Source organism: Bradyrhizobium sp. cf659, assembly GCF_900113725.1.
Classification (GTDB): Bacteria; Pseudomonadota; Alphaproteobacteria; order Rhizobiales; family Xanthobacteraceae; genus Bradyrhizobium.
This window is the reverse complement of record NZ_FOQJ01000004.1, coordinates 440,713-466,425: the sequence shown is the minus strand read 5'-3', so window position 1 is coordinate 466,425 and position 25,713 is coordinate 440,713. Positions and strand designations below refer to the sequence as shown.

Below are 25,713 nucleotides of genomic sequence, written 5' to 3'. Positions count from 1 at the left end.
GGCCCTCCGGGTCCGGGGCATGCGCATGGTCCCGTTACGGCACCGCCGGCGGCATCGGGCCGGACGACGGCACCGAGCCGCCACGGCGCGCCGCGGCAGCGGCGGATGCCGCACTCTCGCCGAACGTCGCTTTCGCGATCTCGCCGATGCCGGCGAGCGAGCCCAGCATGCTCATCGCCTCGACCGGAAGCATGATGACCTTCTGGTTCGGCGAGTCCGCCAGTTGCCCGAACGCCTTGATGTACTTGTCGGCGATGAAATAGTTCAGCGCCGCGACATCGCCCTTGGCGATGGCTTCGCTGACCATCTGCGTCGCCTTGGCCTCGGCCTCGGCGGACCGCTCGCGGGCCTCGGCGTCGCGGAACGCGGCTTCCTTGCGGCCCTCGGCCTGGAGGATCTGGCCCTGCTTGGCGCCCTCGGCGCGCAGGATCTCCGACTGCCGCTGGCCTTCGGCGGCCAGAATGTCGGCGCGCTTGACGCGCTCGGCCTTCATCTGCCGGCCCATCGCCTCGACAAGGTCGGCGGGCGGCACGATGTCCTTGATCTCGATGCGGTTGACCTTCAGGCCCCAGGGCGAGACCGCGGCATCGACCACGCGCAACAGGCGCTCGTTGATCTCGTCGCGATGCGACAGCACCTGGTCGAGATCCATCGCGCCCATCACCGAGCGGATGTTGGTCATGGTCAGGACGGTGATGGCCTGGGTCAGGTTGGAGACCTCGTAGCTCGCCTTGGCGGCGTCGAACACCTGGTAGAAGGCGACGCCGTCCACCGTCACGGTGGCGTTGTCCTTGGTGATCACCTCCTGCTCGGGAATGTCGATCACCTGCTCCATCATGTTGATCTTGCGCCCGACGCGATCGAAATAGGGCACGATCAGGTTGAGCCCGGGGCTCAGCGTCTGGGTGTATTTTCCGAACCGCTCGATGGTCCAGTCATAGCCCTGCGGCACCGTCTTCACGCCGGCAATCAGCGTGATGATGACGAGCAAAACCAGAACAATCGCGAAAATGTCGAAACCGCTCATATGTCCTCCAAGGCAGGAAAAAGCCCTTTCCCGCGCTGTCATTGGTCGGGATCGCGACCCTACCGGTTCAGCGGTCGCGATTCACGTCGGCATTCGGACGATTCTGCACAAGACGCACTCCGGGGGAAACGGTCACGATATGTATTTCCGAAAGGCTCTTGAAAGCGTCCGGGCGCAGACCTAGCGGCGAAAGTTAACGAATCCGGACCTCTCGTCCGTCGCGGACGACCTTATTCGATGACATCGTTCGCTGTTGCAAGCAGGCTTGGGGGAATGGTGACGCCAAGCGCCTTGGCGGTCTTGAGGTTGACCGCGAGCTCGAACTTGGTGGGGTTCTGCACCGGCAGGTCGGCGGGCCGCGCGCCCTTCAGGATGCGATCGATGTAGCTGGCGGCGCGGCGGAGCTGCTCGGCGCTGTCGGTGCTGTAGGACATCAGCCCGCCCTCGTCGACGAAGGTGCGACTCCAGAACACCGCAGGCACGCGCGCCTCGGCGATCGCCGCGAGCAGATGCGCGCGATTGGCCATGGTGAAGAAGTCCGGCAGGATCAGCAGGCCGCCGTCCTTGCGCGAGGCCAGCGCCGCGATCGAGGCTGCGTCATGGACCGGGGCGGTCTCTACCGTCACACGAAGCGTCCGTGCGGCGTCCTCGATCGTGCGCAGCATGAGGGGCGCGAACGGCGCGGTGGCGGGATTGTAGACGACGAAGACGCGGGACACTTTCGGCGTCACTTGCGTCAGCATCTCCAGCCATTTGCCAGCCAGCGGGCCGTCGTAATCGGTGAAGCCGGTGATGTTGCCGCCGGGATGGGCGAGGGTCTGGACAAAGCCCTGGCTGACGGGATCGGTCACCACGGCGAACACGATCGGGATCGTCGTGGTGCGCCGGCGCAGCTCTTCGACCGAGGGCGTGCCGACCGCGAGCAGGATGTCGGGCTTGAGCGCGATCAGCTCGTCGGCGAGCCCGGCGATCCGCGCCCGGTCGCCGGCGCCGCTGCGCCAGTCGATCCTGAGATTGTCGTGCTCTTTCCAGCCATGGCCGACGAGCGCCTCGACCAGGATGGCACTGCGCGTCTGCCCGATCGCATCGTCGGCGGCCGTGACCGAGAGTACGCCGAGCCGCCGCGTCGGTTGCTGCGCCAGTGCCGGGGACGGCAGCGCCGCGATCATCCCAAGAAGCCCCAACACCTCGCGGCGGTTCATGGGGGGCCCATCAAATCCAGGCTCATTATATCCACCCCTGGAGCTCGCGCAGCACCAGGGTGCTGATCACGTCCATGCCGGGTTCGCTGTCGTTGAGGCAGGGGATCGCGGAAAACTGCTCGCCGCCATTGTGCCTGAAGATCTCGGCATTCTCCTGCGCGATCTCCTCCAGCGTCTCCAGGCAGTCGGCGGCAAAGCCCGGCGTCACCACCGCGATGCGCCGCACGCCCTCTTTGGCGAGCCGCTCCATCGTCTTGTCGGTGTAGGGCTGGAGCCACTCGTCATTGCCGAAGCGCGACTGGAACGTCAGCAGCAATTTTGACGCGTCCATGCCGAGCCGGCGGCGCAGCGCCTCGGTCGTGGCGATGCAATGCTCCTGATAGGGATCGCCCTTGTCGACATAGGATTTCGGCATGCCGTGGAAGGAGGCGACGATCAGCTCCGGCTTGAACGGCAGGGTTGCCAGATGCGTCTCGATCGAGACGGCGAGCGCCTCGATATAGGCCTCGTCCTGATAGTACGGCGGCGTCACCCGCAGCGTCGGCTGCGCACGCAGTCGGGCGAGCACGCGGAACACCTCGTCGCAGACGGTCGCCGACGTCGAGGCGGAATATTGCGGATAAAGCGGGACGGCGAGGATGCGGTCGCATCCCTCCGCGATCAGCGCGTCGATGCCCGACTTGATCGAAGGATTGCCGTAGCGCATCGCCCAGTCCACGACGACGTGATCGCGATCCGACAGCGCGGCCGCGAGCTTGTCGCTCTGCGACCGCGTGATGGTCTTCAGCGGCGACTCGTTCTTCTCGTTGTTCCAGATCTTCTGGTAGTCGAGCGCCTTGGTGCGGGGACGGCTGCGCAGGATGATCCCGTTCAGCACGAACTGCCAGATCAGGCCCTGGTCCTCGATGACCCGGGCGTCCGAGAGGAATTCCTTGAGATAGACCCGCACGCCCGGCGCATCGGCCGTATCGGGCGTGCCGAGATTGACCAGGAGCACGCCGACCCGCTTCTGGCCGGACACGACGGTTGGCTGTGTGGTCTCGTTGGGGGCGGCGGTCGACATGATCAGTTGCGTCGCGCGTTGCACCGAACTTGTCAAGATGAGCCCGGTTTCGCTAGGGTCTCCCTAAGCGGGGGAGGGAAGATGACACTCGCGGAATGGTGCGTTTTCGGAGCGCTGCTGCTCTATCTTGCGACGATCGCCTCGATCAAATGGATCCGGTTTCGCGGGTTCGACAATTCCCGGCCGCGCGATCCCGCCTTCTATGAGGACGCCATCGCGCAGCGCGCGCTCGGCGCTCATCAGAACGGCATCGAGACCTTTCCGTTCTTCGCCTTCGCGGTGCTGCTCGCCGAATTCAGGGACGCGCCGCAGCGGCTGATCGACGAGCTCGCGGTGCTGTTCCTGATCGTACGGATCGCCTACGTGCTGACCTATCTCGGCAACCGCCCGACGCTGCGCTCGATCCTCTGGAGCATCGGCTTTGCGATCAATCTCGGGATCTTCTTCATGCCGATGCTGAAGCGGTTCTTGCCGGTGTGAGTTGCCGTGTCCCGGACGCGCTGCAACGCCCTTAGCGTTGTGGCGCAGAGCCGGGACCCAGCGGGCCACAGCTACAGTATGGAAAGATGGGCCCCGGCTCTGCAGCGCACCGTCGAAGGGACGCTGCGCTGCGTCCGGGGCACGAGAGCGTGCCTCAAAAACACGTCGTCCGTTCGGCCGCGATGTAGCCGAACAACAGGCCGACGCCGAACAGCAGCACGAGACCGGCAGCGCTGAATTCGATGCCGCGCATGAACAGCGCGCCGCCGCCGTCGCGACCTGCGCTCAGGCGGGCGGCGATGTCCTTGGCGGAGACGGCGACGACGGCAATGGCCGCGACCGTGATCGCGGTGCCGAGCCCCATCAGGAAGGTCGCGGCGATGCCGGCCCAGAACAGGCCCTGGGCGAGCGCGAACACCAGCACCAGGATCGCACCCGAGCAGGGGCGGATGCCGACGGTCAGGATCGCGGCGAATCCGCGCCGCCAGCCACCGGGACCGGCGAGCTCGCTCGGCGCCGGGCCATGGGAATGGCCGCAATGCTCGTCATGGACGTGGTCGTGCCCGTGATCGTGATGGACGTGGGCGTGACCATGATCATGGTGATCGTGGTCATGATGATCGTGCGCATCATGATGGTGGTGATGGCCGTGATCATGGTGCTGCGGCACGCCCGCGATCGCCGGCACCGGCTGGGCCACCTGAAGCGCGCGGATGAAGGCGCCGCCCTTGACCCAGACCAGCCGCAGGCCGAACAGCGCGATCAGGCCATAGCTCGCGATCTCGATCACGCCTTCGGCCTTGCACATGGTCTTGGCCGTCGCGTTCAGCACCCAGGCCGAGATGCCGACGATCAGGATCGCGACCAGCGACTGCATCAGGGCCGAGGCAAACGACAGCGCGATGCCGCGCCGCGCGGTTTCGCGGTTGGCGACGAGATAGGAGGCGATCACCGCCTTGCCGTGGCCGGGCCCCGCGGCATGGAAGATGCCATAGGCAAACGAGATGAAGAGCAGCGTCCACACCGCCGAGCCGTCGGACTTGGCGGCCCGGATGGTCGCCGACATCTGGCGGTAGAACTCCGACTGTTTTGCCAACAGCCAGCCGATGAGGCCGCTGGCCTCGGGCTCGGCCGCCTGCGCGGATTTCGGTGCGCCGAACGGATTTTGCGCGAGGAGATCGTGAAGCGCGGCATCGGCCAGGCCCAGCACGACGATAACCGCGGCACAGGCAAGAAGCCCGCGGACAAGCGGAGAATGCAGACGACCGATCAAGGGCAATCCACCGTGATCTTGTTGGCGAACATCATGCCGAAATTGGTGTTCTCGCCGCTCATGAAGGTCTGCTCGTTGAGCTTCTGCGCGGTCGCAGTGCCGTCGCTGGGACGATCAAGCTTCATCTGGCAGCCGGCGGGCGCGCCGACCAGCTTGACCGGATTGTCCTTGGCCATCTGGAAGTCGATGAAGAAGGAACGGTCGAACACTTCGAGCACCAGTTGCTTGGGCTTGACCGGGTTCTTCAGCAGCAGCGTGAAGTGCAGGGTCAGCACCGTATCCTTGTAGTCGAGGAAGTAGTCGACCGGCTCCTGGAATCGCTCCTTCTTGCCGTCCGCTCGCGCGAAGGTGAAGTAGGCGTATTCCTTCAGCGACTCGACATTGGTCTGCGCCAGCGGCCCGAGCTCCTCGCGCGTATAGGCGCCCTTGGTCTTGCTCTCGAGCCCCTGCACCGCATAGGCCGAGAACATGTCGTCAAAGGTCCAGGCGTGGCGGACGCCGGTGATGCTGCCGTCCTCCGCATAAAGAAGCTCGCTGGTCGCGGTGATCCAGACATGCGGATGCGCGCTCGCCGCGCCGGCTCCGAGCACCATTGCGGCGGCGAGCAGCAGACCGAGAAGGGCGCGCATGCCCATCAGGCCGCCTTCGGGGCGTCGAGCAGGCCGCGGCGGCGGAGCAATGCGTCGGGCTCCGGCGGGCGGCCGCGAAAGGCCTCATAGGCGGCTTCCGGATCGACCGATCCGCCGCTCGAATAGATGTCGTCGTGCAGGCGTTTTGCGACATCGGGATCGAAGATGTTGCCAGCCTCCTCAAACGCGCCGAAGGCGTCGGCGTCCATCACCTCGGACCACATGTAGCTGTAATAGCTGGCGGCATAATGGTCGCCGGTGAAGATGTGACCGAATTGCGTCGGCCGGTGACGCAGCGCGATCTCCTCGGGCATGCCGATCTTCTCGAGCTCCTTCTTCTCGAAGGCGCGCACGTCGCTGGCCGCGGCGGCCGGCTGGGTGTGGAATTCGAGGTCCACCAGCGCCGAGGAGACGAACTCGACCGTGGCAAAGCCCTGGTTGAATTTTCGCGCGGCGAGGAAGCGCTGGAGCAGGTCATCCGGCAGCGGCTCGCCGGTCTGGTAGTGGCGGGCGAATTGCTGGAGCACCTCGGGCCGTTCCTGCCAGTGCTCGTAGAGCTGCGACGGCAGCTCTACGAAGTCGGTGAACACGGAGGTACCCGACAGCGACGGATAGGTCACGTTGGACAGCATGCCGTGCAGGCCGTGGCCGAATTCGTGGAACAGGGTGCGGGCGTCGTCAGGCGACAGCAGCGAGGGCTCGCCGCCGGCCCCCTTTGCAAAATTGCAGATATTGAGAATGAGCGGCGCGACGTCGCCGTCGAGCTTCTGCTGGTCGCGCAGCGAGGTCATCCAGGCGCCGGAGCGCTTCGACGGCCGGGCGAAGTAGTCGCCATAGAACAGAGCCTTGTGCTTGCCGTCCCTGCCCTTCACTTCCCAGACCCGGACGTCCGGGTGCCAGACCGGCACGTCCTTGCGCTCCTCGAAGGTGATGCCGAACAGGCGCGTGGCGCAGTCGAAGGCGGCGGCGATCATGTGGTCGAGCGCGAGATACGGCTTGATCGCGGCATCGTCGAAATTGGCGCGCTGGAGGCGGAGCTTTTCGGCATAGAAGCGCCAGTCCCACGGCGCCAGCTTGAAATTACCGCCCTCGGCCGAGATCAGCGTTTGCATCTCGTCGCGGTCGGCGAGCGCTCGGGCGCGCGCCGGCTTCCAGACCCGCTCGAGCAGTCCCCGCACCGCTTCCGGCGTCTTGGCCATGGAGTCCTCGAGCCGGTAGGCGGCGTAGGTCGGGTAGCCGAGCAGGTTCGCGCTCTCCTCGCGCAGCTTCAGGATCTCGACGATGGCCGTATTGTTGTCGTTGGCATTGCCGTTGTCGCCGCGCGCGATGAAGGCCTTGTAGACCTTCTCGCGCAGGTCGCGCCGCGCCGAGCTCTTGAGGAACGACTCGACCGAAGAGCGCGACAGGGTGACGATGGCCTTGCCGGCCATGCCGCGCTCTTCCGCCGCGGCCTTGGCGCTGGCGACGAAGCTCTCCGGCAGGCCCTGGCGGTCGGCCTCCCCTAACTCCATGAACCATTCCTGCTCGTCGCCGAGCAGGTGATGGCTGAAGCTGGTGCCGAGCTGGGCGAGCCTCTCGTTGATCTCGGCCATCCGCGTCTTGGCCTCCTCGGAGAGGCCGGCGCCGGAGCGGTGGAAGCGGGTATAGGTGCGCTCCAGCAGGCGGAGCTGTTCGGGCGAAAGACTGAGATTGGCGCGGTTCTCGTGCAGCTGGGCGATGCGACCGAACAGCACGGCGTTCATCATGATCGGATTCCAGTGCCGCGCCGTCCGCAAGGAAACCTCCTTGTCGATCTCCAGGATGGCCGGGTTGGAATGCGCCGAGACGAGGTCGTAGAACACCGCCGCGACCTTGCTCAGCAGCTTGCCGGAGCGCTCCAGCGCCGTGATGGTGTTGGCGAAGTCGGGCGCGGCCGGATCGTTGGTGATCGCCGCGATCTCGGCGGAATGGTCGGCGAAGGCCTGCTCGAAGGCCGGGAGGAAGTGCTCCGGCGTGATCTCGTCGAAGGGCGGGGTCGCGAACGGCGTCACCCAGGCCTTCAGCAGCGGGTTGGTCTCGGCGTCCGTAGTTTGGCGGAGGTCTGACATCGCAAGTCCCGGTTTTCGAGCTGGTTTGTTGCGACCAGCTATAGCACGCGATGGGGCTTTTTTGGGCCATTTGGCCTTGCTCCCGCCCGCCTTTTCGGAGAGATTGCGGCCCTCGAAGACACGGACCCCTGAGCCCCATGAACGCGCCTTCCTCCTCCCGCCAGATCGTCTGGCGCAGCGTCATCACCGTCATCAGCGCCGCCATCCTGATCGGCGCGGAGGTGCTCGGCGCGGCCTTTGCCGGCGGCTGGGCCCTCGCGATCCTGTTCGGTTTAGGCGATCAGGGCACGCACATCCTCCAGGCCGTGCTGTTCGCACTCGGCGTGCTGGTGATGACCGCGTTCATCCGCGCAGCACAGCGCGTCGAGCCCTTCACCAAGCGCGGCTGACACTCGCTCGCGCGCGAGAGACACGCGCGCAAGCTTGAAAACTTAACGCACGTTCATCTTCCGCGTCGCTCGCGCCACACTGCGCAAGCAGATGTTAGGCAATTCTGTTCTCAGCCTAAAAAAATTCTTGCGAAGCAGAGTCAAAACGCTTATGTGCGGTCTTGCCCAATTTCGCACGTGCCTGTGGTCGTGTGTCAGTCGGTAGGTATCCGGACAAGAGGCCGGACAGCCGCCAAGGGGTGAAGAAGCCGAGGGGCTCTTCGGAAGCGCGGAAGTCGAGAAGACGAAGCGAACCCGAAGCGTCCAGCATCTCTCTCAAAGAGATGCCTTGTCGAAGGTGACTTCGCTCTTTGCAACCGTGACTGGCAGCCGGAGGCGAACCGGCGCACCCCGCTCTCAACGGGGGACGCGACTTAAAGCAACGACGGATCGGGCTTTTTTGGTCTCTACCGGCAGTCCAACGCCGGCGCGGGCTACTGAAAAGGCTTGTCCTTCATTGCCAGGTGTGCGGGCGGGAAATTCCCAACCAATCCACGGCAGCACAGTCTGGTTTGAGTCTTTTGGCTTCGTTGCGCCTCCATCGCGCAATCCGGCCAGAGCACTCTTATCCGACGTCATTTTTTGAACGGATCCCCGTCGCTGGGCCGTTTGGGAGAGTGCTATGACCGAACGTATTCAGGAATTCCTGCGCAACCGCCGCAGCGAGGGCCGGGACACCGAGCCTTGCCTCGTCGTCGACCTCGAGGTCGTGCGCGACAATTACCAGACCTTTGCCAAGGCGCTGCCCGACAGCCGCGTGTTCTATGCCGTCAAGGCGAACCCGGCGCCGGAAGTGCTGGCCCTGCTCGCCTCCATGGGCTCCTGCTTCGACACCGCGACCGTCGCCGAGATCGAGATGGCGCTGGCCGCCGGAGCTACGCCCGACCGCATCTCCTTCGGCAACACGATCAAGAAGGAGCGCGACATCGCGCGCGCCTTCGCGCTCGGCATTCGGCTGTTCGCGGTCGACTGCGCCGCCGAGGTCGAGAAGATCGCCCGTGCCGCTCCCGGCGCGAAGGTGTTCTGCCGCATCCTCTACGACTGCGCCGGCGCCGAATGGCCGCTGTCGCGCAAGTTCGGCTGCGACCCGGAGATGGCCGTCGACGTGCTCGACGTCGCCAAGCGCCTGGGCCTGGAGCCGTGCGGCATCTCCTTCCATGTCGGCTCGCAGCAGCGCAAGGTGAAGGCGTGGGACCGTGCGCTGGCGATGGCCTCGCAGGTTTTCCGCGACTGCGCCGAGCGCGGCATCAACCTGTCCATGGTCAACATGGGCGGCGGCTTCCCGACCAAGTACCTGAAGGACGTGCCGCCGGTCGTGACCTACGGCCGCTCGATCTTCCGCGCGCTGCGCAAGCACTTCGGCAACCAGATCCCGGAGACCATCATCGAGCCGGGCCGCGGCATGGTGGGCAATGCCGGCGTCATCGAATCCGAGGTCGTGCTCATCTCGAAGAAGAGCGACGAGGACGAGGTGCGCTGGGTCTATCTCGACATCGGCAAGTTCGGTGGTCTGGCCGAGACCATGGACGAGTCGATCCGCTACGCCATCCGCACCGCCCATGACGGCGCGGACATGACGCCGTGCGTGCTCGCGGGACCGACCTGCGACAGCGCCGACGTGCTGTACGAGAAGACCCCGTATCCGCTCCCCGTCACGCTCGAGATCGGCGACAAGGTGCTGATCGAAGGCACCGGGGCCTATACGTCGACCTACTCGTCGGTGGCATTCAACGGCATCCCGCCGCTGAAGACGTACCACATCTAATTTGCCACATCTGACCCGCCTCTCTGTCTGAGGCCTGACGAACCCGGGAGCCGGCTTGCCGGCTCCTCCCTCACATTCCTGATTTCTGACGACGCCTTGAGCCGGCGTGCTGATCGCACGTCGGTTCAAGCGGGGACTGACGCGCCATGACTGCTTTTCGGAAGCCACAGATCGTCCTCACTTCGAAAGCCGCTCCGTTCGCGATCCGTGCGGAACGTGCTGCCGACGTCGCCGCCCGTGAAGCGCTGCTCGATGCCTCCTTTGGCGAGAACCGCCATGGCCGCACCTGCCAGCGCCTGCGCGACGGACGTGCACCTGCCGCAGGCCTTGCCCTGTCGGCTGTGCGCGAGAGGACACTCGTGGGAACCGTGCGGCTGTGGCACGTCAGCGCCGGAGGCAGGCCCGCTCTGGTCCTCGGACCGCTGGCGGTGGACCCTGCCTGCCGCGAGCTCGGGATCGGCGCCGCGCTGATGCAACAAGCGCTGGCCGCCGCCCGGGCGCGCGGGCATGCCGCCGTGATCCTGCTCGGCGATGCCCCCTACTACGCCCGCTTCGGCTTCTCGGCAGAGAAGACCGGTGCACTGATGCTGCCCGGCCCGTTCGAGCGCGACCGTCTGCTGGCGATCGAATTCCAGGCCGGTGCGCTGGATGGCGCCGAGGGGACGATCGTCCCGACCGGCGCGGCCCTGCCCAAACGGAGGGTAGTTCGCCCCCTCCAGGCGCACGCGGCCTAAGGGATTGCCATGATGGCGACGACCGAAGCCGCATTGAACGGCAACGCCCGGCCGCGCCTGTGCTGAACTCTATTCCTTTGGGGTTGCGCAGGCCCCGGAAACGCCCTTTAACCCCCGCGAAACACCTCTTTCAGCCGAGGTCCAAACCATGTCCCGTCGCCTGATCTCCACCGGCTCCCCGTTCGAGAAGACCGCCGGCTACAGCCGCGCCGTGATCGACGGCGATTTCGCCTTCGTTGCGGGAACCACCGGCTATGACTACACGACGATGACGATGCCGGCCGATGTCACGAGCCAGTCACGCAACTGCTTCAAGACCATCGAAGCCGCCCTGAAGGAGGGCGGATTCGAGATGGCCGATATCGTCCGTGCGACCTACTACGTCACCGACGCCAGCTACATCGATGCCCACTTCGCCGTCTGCGGCGAGGTTCTCGGCGATATCAGGCCGGCTGCGACCTTGCTGGTCGTCAGCGCTCTCGCCAAGCCCGAGATGAAGGTCGAGATCGAAGTCACCGCCAAGCGCCACAGCGCCTGATCCACCCCTCACCATTTTGTCCGCCAGCACTTTCTGGAGAAACCATCCCATGAGCCCTGCCTCGCAGATCTACGCGAAGATCACCGGCCCCATCGTCATGGTCGGCTTCGGCTCCATCGGCAAAGGCACGCTGCCGCTGATCGAGCGGCATCTCGACTACGACAAGTCGCGCGTCACCGTGATCGATCCCAAGGACGAGGGCCGCAGGGCGCATTGCGAGAAGCACAATGTCCGCTTCATCCAGAAGGGCGTGACCAAGGACAATTATCGCGACTTGCTGACCCCGCTGCTCACGGAAGGCGGCGGCCAGGGTTTCTGCGTCAATCTCTCGGTCGATACCGGCTCCACCGACATCATGGAGCTCTGCAACGAGCTTGGCGCTCTCTATATCGACACTGTCAACGAGCCCTGGCTCGGCTTCTATTTCGATTCGTCGAAGGGCCCGGAGGCACGCTCCAACTACGCCCTTCGCGAAGTGACGCTGGCCGCCAAGAAGGCACGCCCCGCGGGCTCGACGACGGCCGTCTCCTGCTGCGGCGCCAATCCCGGCATGGTGTCCTTCTTCGTCAAGCAGGCGCTGCTCAATGTCGCCGCCGACCTGAAGCTCAATGCCCCCAAGCCGAAGACCAAGGCCGAATGGGCAGACTTGATGCGGCAGGCCGGCGTCAAGGGCATCCACATCGCCGAACGCGACACCCAGCGCTCCAAGAAGCCGAAAGAGCCTGATGTCTTCGTCAACACCTGGTCGGTAGAAGGTTTCCTGTCGGAAGGCGTGCAGCCGTCCGAACTCGGTTGGGGCACCCATGAAAAATGGATGCCCGAAAATGCGCGGACCCACGAAGCCGGCTGCGGCGCCGCCATCTATCTGATGCAGCCCGGCGCCAATACCCGCGTGCGCACCTGGTGCCCGACCCGCGGCGCGCAATACGGCTTCCTCGTCACCCACAACGAGTCGATCTCGATTGCCGATTACTTCACGGTGCGTGACGCCTCGGGCACGGCGGTCTATCGGCCGACCTGCCACTACGCCTATCATCCGGCTGACGACGCCGTGCTGTCGCTGCATGAAATGTTCGGCCGCGCCGCGAAGATGCAGGAAAAGCACCACATCCTCGACGAGAACGAAATCGTCGACGGTATCGACGAACTCGGCGTGCTGCTGTTCGGCCACGACAACAATGCCTATTGGTACGGCTCGCAGCTCTCCATCGAAGAGACCCGCAAACTCGCGCCCTATCAGAACGCCACCGGCCTGCAGGTGACCTCCGCCGTGCTCGGCGGCATGGTGTGGGCGCTGGAAAACCCGAACGAGGGCATCGTCGAAGCCGACGAGATGGATTTCGATCGTCTCCTGGAAATCCAGCTGCCGTATCTCGGCCCGGTGAAGGGTTTCTACACCGACTGGACGCCGCTGACGGATCGGCCGGGACTGTTTCCGGAAGATATTGATACCAGCGATCCCTGGCAGTTCCGGAATATTCTGGTGCGGTGAGGGGCGCTTCTTCCGCCCGTCATTCCAGGACGCCGCTGCCCCGCACTCCACTGTCATGCCCCGCGAAGGCGGGGCATCCAGTACGCCGCAGCTTCTCCGTATCCACGCGCCGTCTCTGGAATACTGGATCCCCCGCCTTCGCGGGGGATGACACCGAGTACGCGGCTGGGAGCGCGGCTGCCTCCTACTTCTCCCTGATCGGCGGCGCGATCTTCTCGGCGGGAGCCTGCGGCAGCGCCGGCTTGATGGCCGCGCCCTGCGTTTGCGGATCGGGGCGCGCGGGCTCGGGCGCCGGCGTGGTCGGCCGATCGCCGCCGGGCTTTGATTCAGCCGGAGTCTTGCCCTGATCGTCGGACGGCGTGCCCTGGAGCGGCCCCGTCGCCTGCGCCAGCTCCATCCGGCTCTGTGCCCGGATCTGCGCCAGCGACAGGCCTGACACCACGACGCCGACTGCGAACAGCGAGCAGGCGATCATCAGGTCGAATTTCAGTCTGCGCTTGTCATTTTGGCCGGGCATGTCGATCACCGCCTTTGTCCGGGGGATCAACGAAGTTGCCCGACCGCGGTTCCGTGCCGGACGAGGCGGGAACCGCGCCTCCGCGCGCCAAAACGCCGCGCTCAGTCCGTCGTGCTGACCTCCCAGGTCGCGTGGCGCACGCCCGGCAAATGCTGGAGATCGGTCGCCACCGCGTTCAGCTCGTTCGGATCGACCGCGGTCGCAACCAGCTTTGCGACGATCTCCAGAACATCCTCGCCGATCTCGACCGCGTCGATATCGGCCACCGGATATTTTGCAGCCTCGAGCTTCTCGACCAACCGGTCGCGCATGTCGGGCAAGGCGTCCGCCGCCACCGCAAGCTTGAAATAGTAGGTCGCCTCCGAGGTCTTCTCGTTCAGCGGAATGCGGTTGATGGCATTGACCAGCGGGCGCAGCATGGTGTTGCCGGCAATCACGAACACGGTCAGCGCGGCCGCCTGCGCGACCATGTCGGCGCCGGCGCAGGAGCCGACAGCGGCCGAGGCCCACAGCGTCGCCGCGGTGTTGAGCCCGCGCACGTCCATGCCCTGCTTCATGATGACGCCCGCCCCCAGGAAGCCGATGCCGGAGACGACATAGGAGATCACCCGGACCGCGCCGTCGGCGCCGGTCAGGTGCATGGCGAGATCGACGAAGGCGGCAGCCCCGACCGCGACCAGCACATTGGTGCGCAGGCCCGCGGTGCGCTGGCGGTATTGCCGCTCGGCGCCGATCAGCGTACCCAGCACGAAGGCCGTGAACAGGCTGACCAGCGTATCGGCGAAATCAGCAAGCTGGAAGGTCGTCAGAAACCGCATGGTCCCCTATACGGCCGGAACGATGACAGATCAAAGCTCCAGCAGGCCGCCGTCCCCATTTTCGTCCGCAAACGCCAGCAGCGTGCCCTTGGCGTTCCATGCGAGCGCCGCCACCGGCGGGGTGCCATTGCGGCGGACCAGGATCTCGGCGCCATCCTCGAGCCGCACCATAAGCACGGTGCCGTCGCTGTAGCCGGCGGCGAGGATGTCGTTCTTCGGATGACAGGCGACGACCGAGACGCGCGCCTGGAGCGGCGCGAGCATCGCGGGCTCCTTGCCCATCGGGCCGTCCTTGCTGCCGAACGGCCACAGGATGACGGTGTCGGCGCCCGACGTCGCCAGCGCCTTGCCGCCCGCGCTCCAGGACATCGAGCGGACGCGGCCGGGATAGCCGGTCATGCGCATGTGGCGGTTGTCGGCGAGCCGCCAGCCGTGCAGCGCCGGCTCGTGCATCGCGGTGACCAGGAATTTGTTGTCGGGGCTGAAGGTGACCGCGTGATGCGAGCCGGCCCAGGGCAGGAATTCAGCCGTCGCCGCCATGTTCGGAAACCACAGCGTCGCGCCGTTGTAATGCGCAATCGCGAGCCGCAGGCCCTTCGGCGCGAACGCCAAGCCGCCAACGGTCGAGGGCACCTCGATCGACTTTTCCTCGGTCTTGCCGCTCTTGACGGTCGCCGTCTTGCCGGCCGACCAGGCGAAAGCGCCGTCCGCATGCAGCGCCACCGCGTCGATCCAGCGGCGCTTCGGGTCGGTGGCGAGCAGCTTCACCTCGCCCTTGGCATCGAGCGCAACGACCTTGCCGTCGTCGCCTCCCATGATGAGGCGCTTGCCGTCGGACGCGGTCGAGAGAATGCCGCCGCTGTGCGCGGCAACGGTGGTGATCTCGCCCTTGCTGTCGACGAGCGCGACGTTCTCCTCGCCGCCGACGAAGGCGGCGCGGTCACCGAGGAAATGCACCGACGTCACGCCCATGCCGAGCGCGACCGGTTTGACGCGGCCGGTGACGGAGACGATCGAGGCGGAATCGGGGGCCGGCGTAAACTCTTTCATCACGAGACGATGCAGCTCTCAAAACCCTTGCGGATGGCTTCTTCCGGCAATTCGCGGCCGATGAAGACGAGGCGGCTCTCGCGCGGCTCGCCGTCCTTCCATTTCCGCTGGTGGTCGCCCTCCAGCATCATGTGGACGCCCTGGAAGACGTAGCGGTCGTCGTCGTCGTGGAAGGCGAGGATGCCCTTGGAGCGCAGGATCTTGCCGCCCTCCACCTGCACCAGGTTCTGGAGCCAGGGCATGAACATGTTCGGATCGAGCGGCTTGTCGGTCTTGAGCGACAGCGATTGCATGTCCTCGTCGTGATAGTGCTTCAGGCCGTGGCCGTGATCATGGTGGTTATGATCGTGGCCATGATGGTGATGATCATGGTCGTGGTCATGATCGTCGGCCTCCAAAAAGTCCGGCTCGATGTCGAGGATGCGGTCGAGGTCGAAGGCGCCGCGATCGAGCACGTCGGCCAGCGCCACCGAGCAGCGCTCGGTGCGGTGGAGTTTCGCATAGGGGTTGATGGCGCGGATGCGGGCCTCGACCTCGGCGAGCTCGGGCTTGGTGACGAGGTCGGTCTTGTTCAGCACGATGACGTCGGCAAAGGCGATCTGGTTCTTGGCCTCGGGCGCGTCCTTCAGACGGTCGGACAGCCATTTGGCGTCGGCGACCGTGACCACCGCATCGAGGCGCGCGTTCTTCTGCACGTCCTCGTCGACGAAGAAGGTCTGGGCCACCGGCGCCGGATCGGCAAGGCCGGTGGTCTCGACGATGATGGCGTCGAACTTGCCCTTGCGCTTCATCAGCCCGTCCATGATGCGCACGAGGTCGCCGCGCACGGTGCAGCAGATGCAGCCATTGTTCATCTCGAACACTTCCTCATCGGCACCGATGATGAGGTCGTTGTCGATGCCGATCTCGCCGAATTCGTTGACGATGACGGCGTATTTCTTGCCGTGGTTTTCCGACAGGATGCGGTTCAAAAGCGTGGTCTTGCCGGCACCGAGATAGCCGGTCAGAACGGTCACGGGAATTTTCTGGGAGGTCGCTTCAGACATAACTACTCCGGGGTCGGGCTTTTCCGCGCGACGCGAGGCGGGGTGGCCCCTGCCCTAGTGGTCAAGCGCGCTGGTCAGGGCCTTTATATTGTGCCTGACCATGTCAATGTAAGTGGGGGCAGGCCCCTTTTCACCCGTCAAACCGTCCGAAATCAAGGTCCCGCCGACCTTTGCGCCGGTCTCGGCGGCGATCCGCCGGATCAGGCGGTCGTCGCTGATATTCTCCAGGAAAACGGCCGGGATTTTCTGGGCCTTGACCTGGCCAATGATGGCGGCGATGTCCCGCGCGCTGGGCTCGGTTTCGGTGGAGACGCCGAGCGGCGCGATGAACCGGATACCGTATTCGGCGGCGAAATAGCCGAAGGCGTCATGGGTGGAGATCACCTTGCGCCGCTCGGGCGGAATTTTCGCAACCGCCTCGCGCACCTCGCGGTCGAGCGTTTCGAGCCTTTCCAGATAGGCCTTGGCCTGGGCGCGGAAGAACTCCGCGTCATCAGGATCGGCCGCGGCCAGCGCGTTGGCGATATCCGTCACGTAGACCTTGGCGTTGGGAACGGACTGCCAGGCATGCGGATCTGCGGCCGAGCCGAGCTTCAGGGGCGTGATGCCGGCGCTGGCGGTGACGACCGTTGCCTTGCTGCCGGAGGATTGCACGAGGCGCGGCAGCCAGCCCTCGAGGCCGAGCCCATTGACGACAACGAACTTTGCGTCCGCGATGCGCTTCGCATCGCTTGGCGCCGGCGTATAGACATGGACGTCGCTGTCGGCGCCGACCAGCGTGGTGACGCTGACCCGGTCGCCGCCGACGTTGCGGACGAAATCGCCGAGGATCGAGAAGCTGGCGACGACGTTGAGCCGTTCCGCGGCGTGCAGCGGCGAGGCGATCAGCAGCAGGGCAAAGAGCGGAAGCAAGCGCATCGCCGTCACGCTTCCAGATGCCGGCCGGGAAACAACTGCCGGACGATACCGCCGACGCGGCCGAACAGCACCGAGACGATGTAGAGCACTGTCGCGACCAGAATGATCGCAGGGCCCGACGGCACGCGGGTCTGGAACGACAGCACGAGGCCGGCATAGCCCGAGACCGCGGCAGCGACGACCGCGATGCAGATCATCACCGTGAGATCACGCGACCAGAATCGCGCGATGCCGGCCGGCAGGATCATCAGCCCTACCGCGAGCAGCGTGCCGAGCGCCTGAAAGCCGTTGACGAGGTTGACCACGACGAGCGCGAGGAAAGCGAGATGCGCAGGTCCCCCGGCCCGGCTGACGGTGCGCAGAAACAGCGGATCGACACTCTCGATCACCAGCGGGCGGTAGATCACGGCCAGCACCAGCAGCGTCACCGTGGCGTTGAAGGCGACCACCAGCAGCGTCTGGTCGTCCATCGCAAGGATGTTGCCGAACAGCACGTGCAGCAGGTCGATATTGGTGCCCTTGATCGAGACGATGGTCACCCCCAGCGCCAGCGAGGCCAGATAGAAGGTCGCGAGCGAGGCGTCCTCCTTCAGCCCGGTCGAGCGCGCGACCACGCCGGCGAGGATCGCGACCGCAAACCCCGCGATCAGGCCGCCGGCCGTCATCGCAAACAGATTGAGGCCGGAGAGCAGGAAGCCGACGGCGGCACCGGGCAGGATCGCATGCGCCATGGCGTCGCCAACGAGGCTCATCCGCCGCAGCATCAGGAATACGCCGATCGGCGCGCCCGCCAGCGACAGCGCGATGACGGCGGCAAGCGCCCGCCGCATGAACTCGAATTCGGTGAACGGACCGATCAGCGCGTCATGGAGCATTGGGCGTCACGCCGCCCGCGAACGGGCATCGTCGGCCGCGCAGGCCGCGGCGCTGTCGTCGAACGCCTCGCACATCCGCATCGCGACGACGAGGTTTTCCGGCGTCAGCACCTCCGCCGTCGGGCCCCAGGCTACAGGGCCCCGCGCCAGCACCAGGGTCTCGGTGAAATGGCTGCGCACCATCTCCATGTCGTGCAGCGCGGCGAGCACGGTGCGGCCCTCGCCATGCCAGTGCTTCACCAGCGCAAGCAGGTCGGTCGTGGTCTTGCTGTCGATGGCGTTGAAGGGCTCGTCGAGCACGATCAACCGCGCATCCTGCAGCAGCACGCGCGCGAACAGCACGCGCTGCATCTGCCCGCCCGAGAGCGTGCCGATCGGGCGGTTCTCGAAGCCATTGAGACCGACGGACGCGATCGCGCGGAGGATTTTTTCGCGCGCGGCTTTGCCGATGCCGCCGAACAGGCCGCTGCCGCGCCACAGCCCGGTGCCGATGAAGTCGAACACCGAGATCGGGAAGCTGCGGTCGATCTCCGCGCTCTGCGGCAGATAGGCGATATCACGGGAGTCGAGCCCGCCGAGATGGATGCTGCCGTCGAGCGGCCTGAGGATGCCGACGATGCCGCGCAGCAGGGTCGATTTGCCGGCGCCGTTCGGGCCGATCACGGCGACCAGCGCACCTGGCGCGACCTCGCCGTTGAGATGATGCACGGCCGGATGCCGGTCGTAGCCGAGCGTGACGTTGTGGAAATGCAGCGCCGCCATGGTCACCTCATCGCCAGAAAGACGATGCCCCAGAGCACGGCGCAAACGGCGACCGCCGCGCCAAGGCGGCCCGCCATGGTCATGCGCAGGATCGACCAGGTCGCGGCCTGGGCCGGATGCGGTGAGGTTGCGTCATGGACGTGGGCATGGGTGTGGTCGTGCCCGTGCGAATGCCCATGGCTATGGGAATGGCCGTGGGCATGGTCGTGATGGTGGGTGTGGGACGCGGCGGGAACCATGTCCGGACGTTATATTATAACATTACGCCTGTCCACGCCGGGCTCAGGGCTTGCCGATCACCATCGCGATGGCGGCCGCCACGAACGGGAACGGCACCGAGACGGCGCAGCGAAACCAGACGAACCGGGCCGGCATGAACGGGATTTCCCATAAGATCACCCGCTGGAAGGCGAACAGCGCCCAGGCGACGACATAGGCGACCACCTGCGGCACCCCACCGCCCGACTTCAACGCCACCGTGCCGATGGAAAAGCCGATCACCGGGCCGCCGGGCGTGGCGGCACCGGCGACCACGGCGGTCGCAACCCCGAGCCAACCGCTGTCCGGTCCGAGCCAGCCGGTGATCACCTCCTGCGGAATAATGGCGGCGATATAGCCCGAGCCGATCACGCCCAGCGCGATCCGCGGCACGATGTTGATGAAGTCCATCGAGCCTTCGCGCAGCGAGGCCTTGAACACCGGAGGCCCGCGGCGGAAGGCGATCAGGCCGACGCCGAACACCGAGCCCCACAGCAGGATGTCGATCAGGAGCGCCGCGCTCAATTCGCCTCCTCGTCGCTGTCGCGCTTCGGATAGAGCCGGACATAGACGAAGCGGCCGAGGCCGCCTGCGAGCACCGGCAGCGGCAGCGAGATCACGATCCGCCACAGCGTGAAATCGGTGCCCATGATCGGGATTTCCCAGGCGACTGCCCGGCCATAGCCGATCAGGGTCCAGCTCACGACCATGGCGATGGTGGCGCCGAAATCGGCGCCGACCGCCAGCAGCGCGCTCGCCACCGGATAGGCGGTGAAGGGCCCACCGGGCAGGATCGCGCCGAAGGCGGTGCCGATCAGAAGGCCCTTCAGGCCGGATTGCGGCCCGAGCGAGCGCGAGACTCTTTCGTGCGGCAGGATCTCGGAGATGAAGGCGCCGAGCAGGCAGCCGGCCAGCACGCGCGGCAGGATGCCGCCGAACAGCGAGAGGTCGTGGGTGAGAATGTCGAGAACACCGTCGGTGCCGTCACGCCGCCAGACCAGCGCCGCGCTGACCGCCACCAGGGCCGCGATGATGATCGTCGACCAGCCGATCGGCTTACGCACACGGCCCGGCCGCGGCTCGGATTCCGCGTCCTCGGCAGGCGCCGGGTCTTTCGGGAAAGGGTCTGACAACGGGCTCGGGTCGGCTCGATGGTGATGCCCGTTCTGATTAAGGGCGCCGTCCATGCGATGCAAACGGTACGATCACAGATCGATGCGCGCATGACGCAGGACTGATTCAATCAATTCCGCACAGCAAAAAGGCGGCCGCTCATGCGACCGCCTTGTCTGTCATTCCGGGGCGGCGCGCAGCGGCGAGCCCGGAATCCATCGGGCCTCAGCCCGAGTGGATCGATGGATTCCGGGCTCGCGCTTCGCGCGCCCCGGAATGACTCCAATTACGCCTTGTCGAACAGGGACTCGACGTATTCCCAGTTCACGAGGTTCTCGACGAACGCCTTGAGATAGTCCGGACGGCGGTTGCGATAGTCGATGTAGTAGGAGTGCTCCCAGACGTCGCAGCCGAGGATCGGGGTGGCGCCGTGCACCAGCGGATTCTCGCCGTTCGGGGTCTTGGAGATTTCGAGCTTGCCGTTCTTGACCTGGAGCCAGCACCAGCCGGAGCCGAACTGGCCGACGCCGGCCGCCTGGAAGTCGGTCTTGAACTTCTCGAAGCCGCCGAGATCCTCGTTGATCTTCTTCTCGAGCTTGCCGGGCAGCTTGGTGCCGCCGCCATTGGGCTTCATCCAGCTCCAGAAGTGGATGTGGTTGTAGTGCTGGCCGGCATTGTTGAACACCGCGGGGTTCTTGCCGAACGAGCCCTTGACGATCTCCTCAAGGGACTTGCCTTCCCATTCGGTGCCCTTGAGCGCGTTGTTGCCGTTGGTGACGTAGGCCTGATGATGCTTGTCGTGGTGGAATTCCAGCGTCTCCTTCGACATGAACTGGCCGAGGGCGTCATAGGCGTAAGGGAGTGGGGGCAGCGTAAAGGTCATGGGTTCTTGTCCGCAACTGGTGGGGAACGTTCTAACGGTCACCCCTTATAGAAGGTTCCGTCGCCGTTAAATACCGTCAATTTGCGAAAAGGCGCGATGCGGCCGCTTGGCCGGATTGCATAAAATCGTCGCAGCACGCGGATATCCGATCGGGCGTGGCGGTTCGCCGCAAAATATCATTGCCTTTGAAGCGCTTATGGCAGAACGAACGCACCACGAAGCGGAGACGCGAAAGAGAAAGCAATGAGCATCGAGATCGACATCCTGAACGGCGACGCTTCGTGGCGGATCGCACAGCCCCTGCTCAGCGCGGTCTGGGGACGCGACGCCGCCGAGAAGCCGTCGTGGAGCCACGTCAAATGGGCCAATGCCGACCTTCGCGTGCTGATCGAGACGCCCGAGGACGGCCTCGTCTGCCACGTCGGCATCTACTTCCGCACCGTCACCTGGAATGGACAGAAGGTTCACATCGGCGGCATCGGCGGGGTCTGCACCCGCGAGGACCGGCGCGGACGTGGCTACGCGACCATGGCGATCGACGCGGCGGTGCACACCATGCGGGCCAACGAGGCGGTCCGCTTCGCGCTGCTGTTCTGCGAGCCGCACAATGTCGCGTTCTACGAGGCCCGCAAATGGCAACCCTTCACGGGCGAGGTCTATTGCGAGCAGCCGGAGGGGCGGATCCGCTTCACCCATATGGCGCCCTACGTGTTCGACATCGTCCGCGCGCCGACGCTGGGCACGATCGACCTCTGCGGCCTGCCCTGGTGAGCCCTGCGTGAGGCGCGGCTGGCGCGCCAGCCGCGCGCCTTGTAGCATGTCGATCATCATTCAATATTCCGCCCGGTGAACATGACGATCGACGCCCCCATAGACGCCGTCCCGCCGCGTGCACCGGTCGCCTCCCCCATCGCCAGCCTGCTGACGGCGCCGATCCTGCCGACGCTGCTGCGGCTCGCGATCCCCAACATGATCGCGATGGTCGGCAGCACACTGGTTGCGATCGCCGAGACCTCCTATATCGGCCGGCTCGGCACCATTCCGCTCGCCGCGATCGCGCTGGTGTTCCCGTTCGCGATGCTGACGCAGATGATGAGCGCGGGCGCGGTGGGCGGCGGCGTCTCATCCGCGATCAGCCGCGCGCTCGGCGCCGGGGATCGCGGCCGCGCCGCGACGCTGGCGCTGCATGCCACCATCATCGGCCTCTGCGGCGGGCTGTTCTTCACGGTGATGATGCTCGTCTTCGGCCGCTCGTTCTTCACGCTGCTCGGCGGCCGCGAGCGCGTGCTCGAGGAAGCCAGCGGCTATTCGCAGGTGCTGTTCTCCGGCGCGGTCGCGATCTGGCTCGTCAACACGCTGGCCTCGGTGATCCGCGGCACCGGCGACATGCGCCTGCCTTCGATGACGCTGATCGGGGCGAGCGTGCTCCAGATCGCGCTCGGCGGCACGCTGGGGCTCGGCCTGTTCGGCGTGAAGCAATTCGGCATGCCGGGCGTCGCCACCGGCCAGTTGATCGCATTCAGCTGCGCCGCGGTCTTCTTCCTCTGGTATCTCCTGTCCGGCCGCAGCCGGCTGCCACTGGATCTCCGCGCGTTTCATTTTGAGCGCGCGATGTTTCTGGACATTCTCAGGGTCGGCGCGGTCGCCTGCCTCTCGCCGCTCCAGACCGTGCTCACCATCCTGATCTTCACGAAGATTCTGGCAACGTTCGGCACCGAGATGCTGGCCGGTTACGGCATCGGCTCGCGGCTGGAATTTCTGCTGATTCCGATCACCTTCGCCTTTGGCATCGCCTCGGTGCCGATGGTCGGCATGGCGATCGGCGCCGGACATGTGAAGCGCGCACGGCGCGTGGCCTGGACCGCAGCCGCGGCGTCCGGCCTCACCGTCGGCCTGATCGGCGTCGTCATCGCGCTCGATCCCGCGTTGTGGGTGTCGCTGTTCACGGCCGATCCCGGCGTCACCGCCGCCGCGCACAGCTATTTCCACTGGGCCGGCCCGGCCTTTGCGTTCTTCGGCATGGGCGTGTCGCTGTACTTCTCTTCGCAGGGCGCGGCGCGCGTCGGCGGACCGGTGCTGGCCTCCACCGCGCGGCTTCTGATCGTCGCGATCGGCGGCATCGGCCTCATGATGGCGCAGGCGCCGGCCTGGACCTTGTTCGCGCTGGTCGGCGGCGCCATGGTCGTGTTCGGATTGTCGACCGCGGCCTCTGTCGCCTTCGCGCGCTGGGGCAAATGAGCGCAGGCAAATAAGCGCGGGAATGTGATTCCATCCAGCGTTGCACTATCCCGCCGGGCTGCTATGGAGGCGCTCCACTTCGGGGCCTCTCCATGATTACCAGATTCGCTGCTCTCATCGTCCTTCTGGCTGCGCTGCTTGGCGCGACCACCGCCCAAGCGCAAAGCGCCGACGGGACCTGGCTCACGCAGGCCGGCGATGCCCGCGTCAAGGTCGGCAAATGCGGCGGCGGCATCTGCGGCGTCATCGTCTGGCTGCGCGAGCCCACGGACACCGCGACCGGCCAGCCCGCCACCGACAGCAAGAATCCCAATCCCGCGCTGGCGAGGCGCCCGATGATCGGCCTGCCGTTGTTCAGCGGCATGCAGTCGTCCGGCCCGAACAAATGGTCGGGCCAGATCTACAATGCCGACGACGGCAGCACCTATGCGAGCAGCGTCACGGTCACGGGTGCAGACTCGCTGCGGGTCGAGGGCTGCGTCGGCGCGCTCTGCGGCGGCGAGACCTGGACGCGCGCGGGACGCTAGCGCTTCACGCCATCATCGCCTTCAGGGCCGTCGCCGCCGAGGCATAGCCGCCCCGCGCGCCGTCGATGAAGTGCACGTGGTCGCTGCGCAACGCCGACGGCGTGAAGCAGGTCATCATCGCGGCGTCCTGCTGGTAGAGGCCGTAGCGAACGATGCCGTCGCGCGCGGCAGCCGCGAGACGATCGCTGAGGGCGCGCTCGAGCTCGGCCGTGCAGTCGAGGATCATGCGCAGGCCGTCGTCATATTTCCTGAAGTCCGAGTTCTCGACCACCTGACGCTTGTAGAGGCTGGGCACGAAGCCGCCGACCTTGATGTCGAAGCGCATGATCAGATAGGCGAACAGCGTATAGGCCAGCACGCCGGCGCGGCGCGCGAGCAGCGGGCCGCCGCGCTTGGTGCGGGCTTCATAGTCGAGCCCCTGCGGCGGCCATTTCAGCGGCGGCCCCTGCGGCGGCACCGGACGGGCGCCGTCCGGGCTGCGCTCGACGAGGTGAATGACGTCCTCGATCACCTTGCGGAACGCCAGCGGGTCCGCGCCACGCACCGGCATCACCAGAACCGACAGGATCAGGCCGCGCGAGGCCGGAATCACCTCGAAGCGGCAGGACAGGCCGGACAGATCCGGCTGCGCGCCGGCCGGCGCCTCAGCGACCGCGAACTCGCCGCGCTTCATCGCTGCGTCGGCCCAGGCGAGCCCGCCGCCGGAGAACATCGCATAGGACAGGTTCGCCGACGGACCGAAGCGGGCGACGCGTACGTCGAGACCTTGCGCCCGGATGGCACTCACCGGCACCAGCGCAACGCGCATCGTCAGATCGAGATCCTCCCGCACCCAGGTCGCGGTCGCAGCCAGCGCGTCGCGGGCGCGATCGAGATCGCCGGGCGCGACCGCAAAGCTGGCGCCGTCACCGCCGAACACGAAGGGGAATTCACGTCCCTCCAGCACATTGGTCACCGCCGCGATCACGGCGGCGCCGGCCATGTTGACCGCCTTGTAACGCTGCGCCGCGATCGCCTTGGTGGAATCGACGATGTCAGCGACGCCGATGCTCCAGTCGTCCGGCAGCGGCGCATAGAGCGCGGGGTCCATCAGGCTGGTGAAGCCGCGGAAGACGGGAATGCCGCCATAGAAGGATTCGCCTGATGTCATCGGGTGATGCCGAATGGTTGGGACGCGTCCAGGAGAAATACGTGGCAGGATCGATCCGGGTTCGCCGGCCGACGCGATCATTGGCCGAAATGGAGGCGGACAACAAGATCGCACCGCGCCGCAATGCCGCAGTTCGTCATTGATCGGCATCAAACTGCCGGCCGCAAATGACGTTTACGGTTGAGTTATCTGAAATGGCTGCGCGGGATGATCGGGGTGTCTGATTTTGGCAACAAGGACTCCACCTCGCCGGTACGCCGACGTACGGGGCTCGATGCGGTCAGTGCGGTGAAAATGCCGGAGATGCTGACCGCCGCCGTCGATGCCTGGGCCGAGGCCCATCAACTGTCGCGCGCGGATGCGATCTGCAAGCTGGTCGAGTTCGGCCTGAGGATTGCGCCTGCCGCACCGGCATCAGCGTCCACGGTCGCCTCGGACGCGACCAGCCTCGAGGAGCTCGCGGTGCACGAGATCGAGGGGCTGCTCGATCCCGCATTGCCGGAGGACGAACGCGAGCGCCGCATCCGCCGCCTCACCGAGGGGCCGCCGGAATTCTCACATGAACGGATTGACTTGCCGAAGCACCGGACGTGACCGACTAGTGCAGCTTTTCATCCTCGCGCTTGCGCAACGCGTCGTGAGACGCGTCATGGCAGCCGACCAAGCGCACGAATTGCTGCGGATACATCTCGTGACCGTGGTCGCCGGAATTCTGATGCGTCATCGGCGGGCAACGGACGTCGTCCGGCTTCGCGCGCGATTGCTCCGTCCGGCCCTGATTTGACGCGGTCATGTTTGGCATGGTCATGCACTGCTCCCTGTCGATTGGGGCAGATCGAT

At 65.8% G+C, this 25,713-nt stretch carries 29 protein-coding genes; 10 read left to right on the top strand and 19 right to left on the bottom strand.

From position 1 onward, the window contains the following. Positions 1-34: 34 nt before the first annotated feature. From BM118_RS21215 to hemH, 3 genes are all read right to left on the bottom strand, one after another. Complete coding sequence (locus tag BM118_RS21215; RefSeq protein ID WP_092187414.1) at positions 35-1,027, bottom strand: SPFH domain-containing protein; 993 nt, start codon at positions 1,025-1,027, stop codon at positions 35-37. A 230-nt stretch (positions 1,028-1,257) separates the two neighbouring features. Further along, positions 1,258-2,229 (bottom strand): ABC transporter substrate-binding protein, encoded by a 972-nt coding sequence (locus BM118_RS21210; RefSeq protein WP_092187413.1) that lies wholly within the window; start codon positions 2,227-2,229, stop codon positions 1,258-1,260. Positions 2,230-2,254: 25 nt separating this feature from the next. Continuing rightward, positions 2,255-3,292 (bottom strand): ferrochelatase, encoded by a 1,038-nt coding sequence (hemH, locus tag BM118_RS21205; RefSeq protein ID WP_092187588.1) that lies wholly within the window; start codon positions 3,290-3,292, stop codon positions 2,255-2,257. An 81-nt stretch (positions 3,293-3,373) separates the two neighbouring features. Between hemH and BM118_RS21200 the strand changes: the two genes are divergently transcribed. Further along, positions 3,374-3,772 carry an MAPEG family protein gene (locus BM118_RS21200; protein WP_092187412.1) on the top strand — a complete coding sequence of 133 codons (399 nt, stop codon included), beginning with the start codon at positions 3,374-3,376 and terminating at the stop codon, positions 3,770-3,772. Between the two features lie 154 nt (positions 3,773-3,926). Here BM118_RS21200 and BM118_RS21195 read toward each other — a convergent pair whose 3' ends face one another. The 3 genes from BM118_RS21195 to BM118_RS21185 are packed head-to-tail and all read right to left on the bottom strand — an operon-like array spanning position 3,927 to position 7,761. Continuing rightward, complete coding sequence (locus BM118_RS21195; protein WP_092187410.1) at positions 3,927-5,051, bottom strand: nickel/cobalt transporter; 1,125 nt, start codon at positions 5,049-5,051, stop codon at positions 3,927-3,929. Then, entirely contained in the window at positions 5,042-5,680 is a 639-nt protein-coding gene (locus tag BM118_RS21190; RefSeq protein ID WP_092187409.1) for a DUF1007 family protein, read from the bottom strand. The genes BM118_RS21195 and BM118_RS21190 overlap by 10 nt, the downstream gene beginning before the upstream one ends. Beyond that, positions 5,680-7,761, bottom strand: coding sequence for a M3 family metallopeptidase (locus BM118_RS21185; RefSeq protein WP_092187408.1), 2,082 nt, complete (start codon positions 7,759-7,761; stop codon positions 5,680-5,682). Before BM118_RS21185 ends, BM118_RS21190 begins: the two co-directional genes overlap by 1 nt. Before the next feature lie 137 nt (positions 7,762-7,898). Here BM118_RS21185 and BM118_RS21180 point away from each other — a divergent pair, with 137 nt between their 5' ends. The 5 genes from BM118_RS21180 (at position 7,899) to BM118_RS21155 (ending at position 12,718) form a co-directional block, all read left to right on the top strand. Beyond that, complete coding sequence (locus BM118_RS21180; protein WP_092187407.1) at positions 7,899-8,150, top strand: hypothetical protein; 252 nt, start codon at positions 7,899-7,901, stop codon at positions 8,148-8,150. 661 nt (positions 8,151-8,811) lie between these two features. Further along, positions 8,812-9,954 carry a type III PLP-dependent enzyme gene (locus tag BM118_RS21170; protein ID WP_092187406.1) on the top strand — a complete coding sequence of 381 codons (1,143 nt, stop codon included), beginning with the start codon at positions 8,812-8,814 and terminating at the stop codon, positions 9,952-9,954. 146 nt (positions 9,955-10,100) lie between these two features. Then, positions 10,101-10,688, top strand: a complete 588-nt coding sequence (locus tag BM118_RS21165; RefSeq protein WP_092187405.1) for a GNAT family N-acetyltransferase — start codon at positions 10,101-10,103, stop codon at positions 10,686-10,688. Between the two features lie 148 nt (positions 10,689-10,836). Then, entirely contained in the window at positions 10,837-11,226 is a 390-nt protein-coding gene (locus BM118_RS21160; protein WP_092187404.1) for a RidA family protein, read from the top strand. Between the two features lie 49 nt (positions 11,227-11,275). Beyond that, positions 11,276-12,718, top strand: a complete 1,443-nt coding sequence (locus BM118_RS21155; RefSeq protein WP_092187403.1) for a homospermidine synthase — start codon at positions 11,276-11,278, stop codon at positions 12,716-12,718. 184 nt (positions 12,719-12,902) lie between these two features. Here BM118_RS21155 and BM118_RS41525 read toward each other — a convergent pair whose 3' ends face one another. The 11 genes from BM118_RS41525 to BM118_RS21100 form a co-directional block, all read right to left on the bottom strand. Then, a complete protein-coding gene (locus BM118_RS41525; protein WP_177234519.1) occupies positions 12,903-13,235 on the bottom strand; it encodes a hypothetical protein in 333 nt (110 codons plus the stop codon). Positions 13,236-13,336: 101 nt separating this feature from the next. After that, positions 13,337-14,053, bottom strand: coding sequence for an MgtC/SapB family protein (locus BM118_RS21145; RefSeq protein ID WP_092187401.1), 717 nt, complete (start codon positions 14,051-14,053; stop codon positions 13,337-13,339). 30 nt (positions 14,054-14,083) lie between these two features. Continuing rightward, entirely contained in the window at positions 14,084-15,103 is a 1,020-nt protein-coding gene (locus BM118_RS21140; protein WP_177234518.1) for a WD40 repeat domain-containing protein, read from the bottom strand. Beyond that, positions 15,103-16,149 (bottom strand): CobW family GTP-binding protein, encoded by a 1,047-nt coding sequence (locus tag BM118_RS21135; protein ID WP_092187399.1) that lies wholly within the window; start codon positions 16,147-16,149, stop codon positions 15,103-15,105. The genes BM118_RS21140 and BM118_RS21135 overlap by 1 nt, the downstream gene beginning before the upstream one ends. Positions 16,150-16,203: 54 nt before the next feature. Then, entirely contained in the window at positions 16,204-17,067 is an 864-nt protein-coding gene (locus BM118_RS21130) for a metal ABC transporter solute-binding protein, Zn/Mn family (RefSeq protein ID WP_177234517.1), read from the bottom strand. A 5-nt stretch (positions 17,068-17,072) separates the two neighbouring features. Continuing rightward, positions 17,073-17,942 carry a metal ABC transporter permease gene (locus tag BM118_RS21125; protein ID WP_092187397.1) on the bottom strand — a complete coding sequence of 290 codons (870 nt, stop codon included), beginning with the start codon at positions 17,940-17,942 and terminating at the stop codon, positions 17,073-17,075. A gap of 6 nt (positions 17,943-17,948) precedes the next feature. After that, positions 17,949-18,704, bottom strand: a complete 756-nt coding sequence (locus BM118_RS21120; protein WP_177234516.1) for a metal ABC transporter ATP-binding protein — start codon at positions 18,702-18,704, stop codon at positions 17,949-17,951. Positions 18,705-18,706: 2 nt separating this feature from the next. Next, entirely contained in the window at positions 18,707-18,943 is a 237-nt protein-coding gene (locus BM118_RS42365) for a hypothetical protein (protein WP_092187395.1), read from the bottom strand. Positions 18,944-18,986: 43 nt separating this feature from the next. Next, positions 18,987-19,487, bottom strand: coding sequence for a hypothetical protein (locus BM118_RS21110; protein WP_008138982.1), 501 nt, complete (start codon positions 19,485-19,487; stop codon positions 18,987-18,989). Then, positions 19,484-20,095, bottom strand: a complete 612-nt coding sequence (locus tag BM118_RS21105) for a permease (protein ID WP_177234515.1) — start codon at positions 20,093-20,095, stop codon at positions 19,484-19,486. The genes BM118_RS21110 and BM118_RS21105 overlap by 4 nt, the downstream gene beginning before the upstream one ends. A 266-nt stretch (positions 20,096-20,361) precedes the next feature. Beyond that, on the bottom strand, positions 20,362-20,958 hold the full coding sequence (locus BM118_RS21100) for a superoxide dismutase (protein ID WP_014491764.1): 597 nt from the start codon (positions 20,956-20,958) through the stop codon (positions 20,362-20,364). Positions 20,959-21,201: 243 nt separating this feature from the next. Here BM118_RS21100 and BM118_RS21095 point away from each other — a divergent pair, with 243 nt between their 5' ends. The 3 genes from BM118_RS21095 to BM118_RS21085 all read left to right on the top strand — a co-directional run bounded on the left by BM118_RS21095 (position 21,202) and on the right by BM118_RS21085 (position 23,723). Beyond that, on the top strand, positions 21,202-21,729 hold the full coding sequence (locus tag BM118_RS21095) for a GNAT family N-acetyltransferase (protein ID WP_092187393.1): 528 nt from the start codon (positions 21,202-21,204) through the stop codon (positions 21,727-21,729). Positions 21,730-21,810: 81 nt separating this feature from the next. Next, positions 21,811-23,196 carry an MATE family efflux transporter gene (locus BM118_RS21090; protein ID WP_177234514.1) on the top strand — a complete coding sequence of 462 codons (1,386 nt, stop codon included), beginning with the start codon at positions 21,811-21,813 and terminating at the stop codon, positions 23,194-23,196. 92 nt (positions 23,197-23,288) lie between these two features. After that, a complete protein-coding gene (locus tag BM118_RS21085; RefSeq protein ID WP_092187391.1) occupies positions 23,289-23,723 on the top strand; it encodes a DUF2147 domain-containing protein in 435 nt (144 codons plus the stop codon). Between the two features lie 4 nt (positions 23,724-23,727). Here the strand turns inward: BM118_RS21085 and BM118_RS21080 are convergent, their stop codons facing one another. After that, positions 23,728-24,873: a DUF3095 domain-containing protein gene (locus BM118_RS21080; RefSeq protein ID WP_092187390.1), complete on the bottom strand. Its 1,146-nt coding sequence runs from the start codon at positions 24,871-24,873 to the stop codon at positions 23,728-23,730. Positions 24,874-25,080: 207 nt separating this feature from the next. Between BM118_RS21080 and BM118_RS21070 the strand changes: the two genes are divergently transcribed. Then, positions 25,081-25,467, top strand: coding sequence for a hypothetical protein (locus BM118_RS21070; protein WP_092187587.1), 387 nt, complete (start codon positions 25,081-25,083; stop codon positions 25,465-25,467). A 4-nt stretch (positions 25,468-25,471) separates the two neighbouring features. On the opposite strand, the gene BM118_RS21065 is transcribed toward BM118_RS21070, so the two are convergent. After that, on the bottom strand, positions 25,472-25,681 hold the full coding sequence (locus BM118_RS21065; RefSeq protein ID WP_092187389.1) for a hypothetical protein: 210 nt from the start codon (positions 25,679-25,681) through the stop codon (positions 25,472-25,474). Positions 25,682-25,713 lie beyond the last annotated feature (32 nt).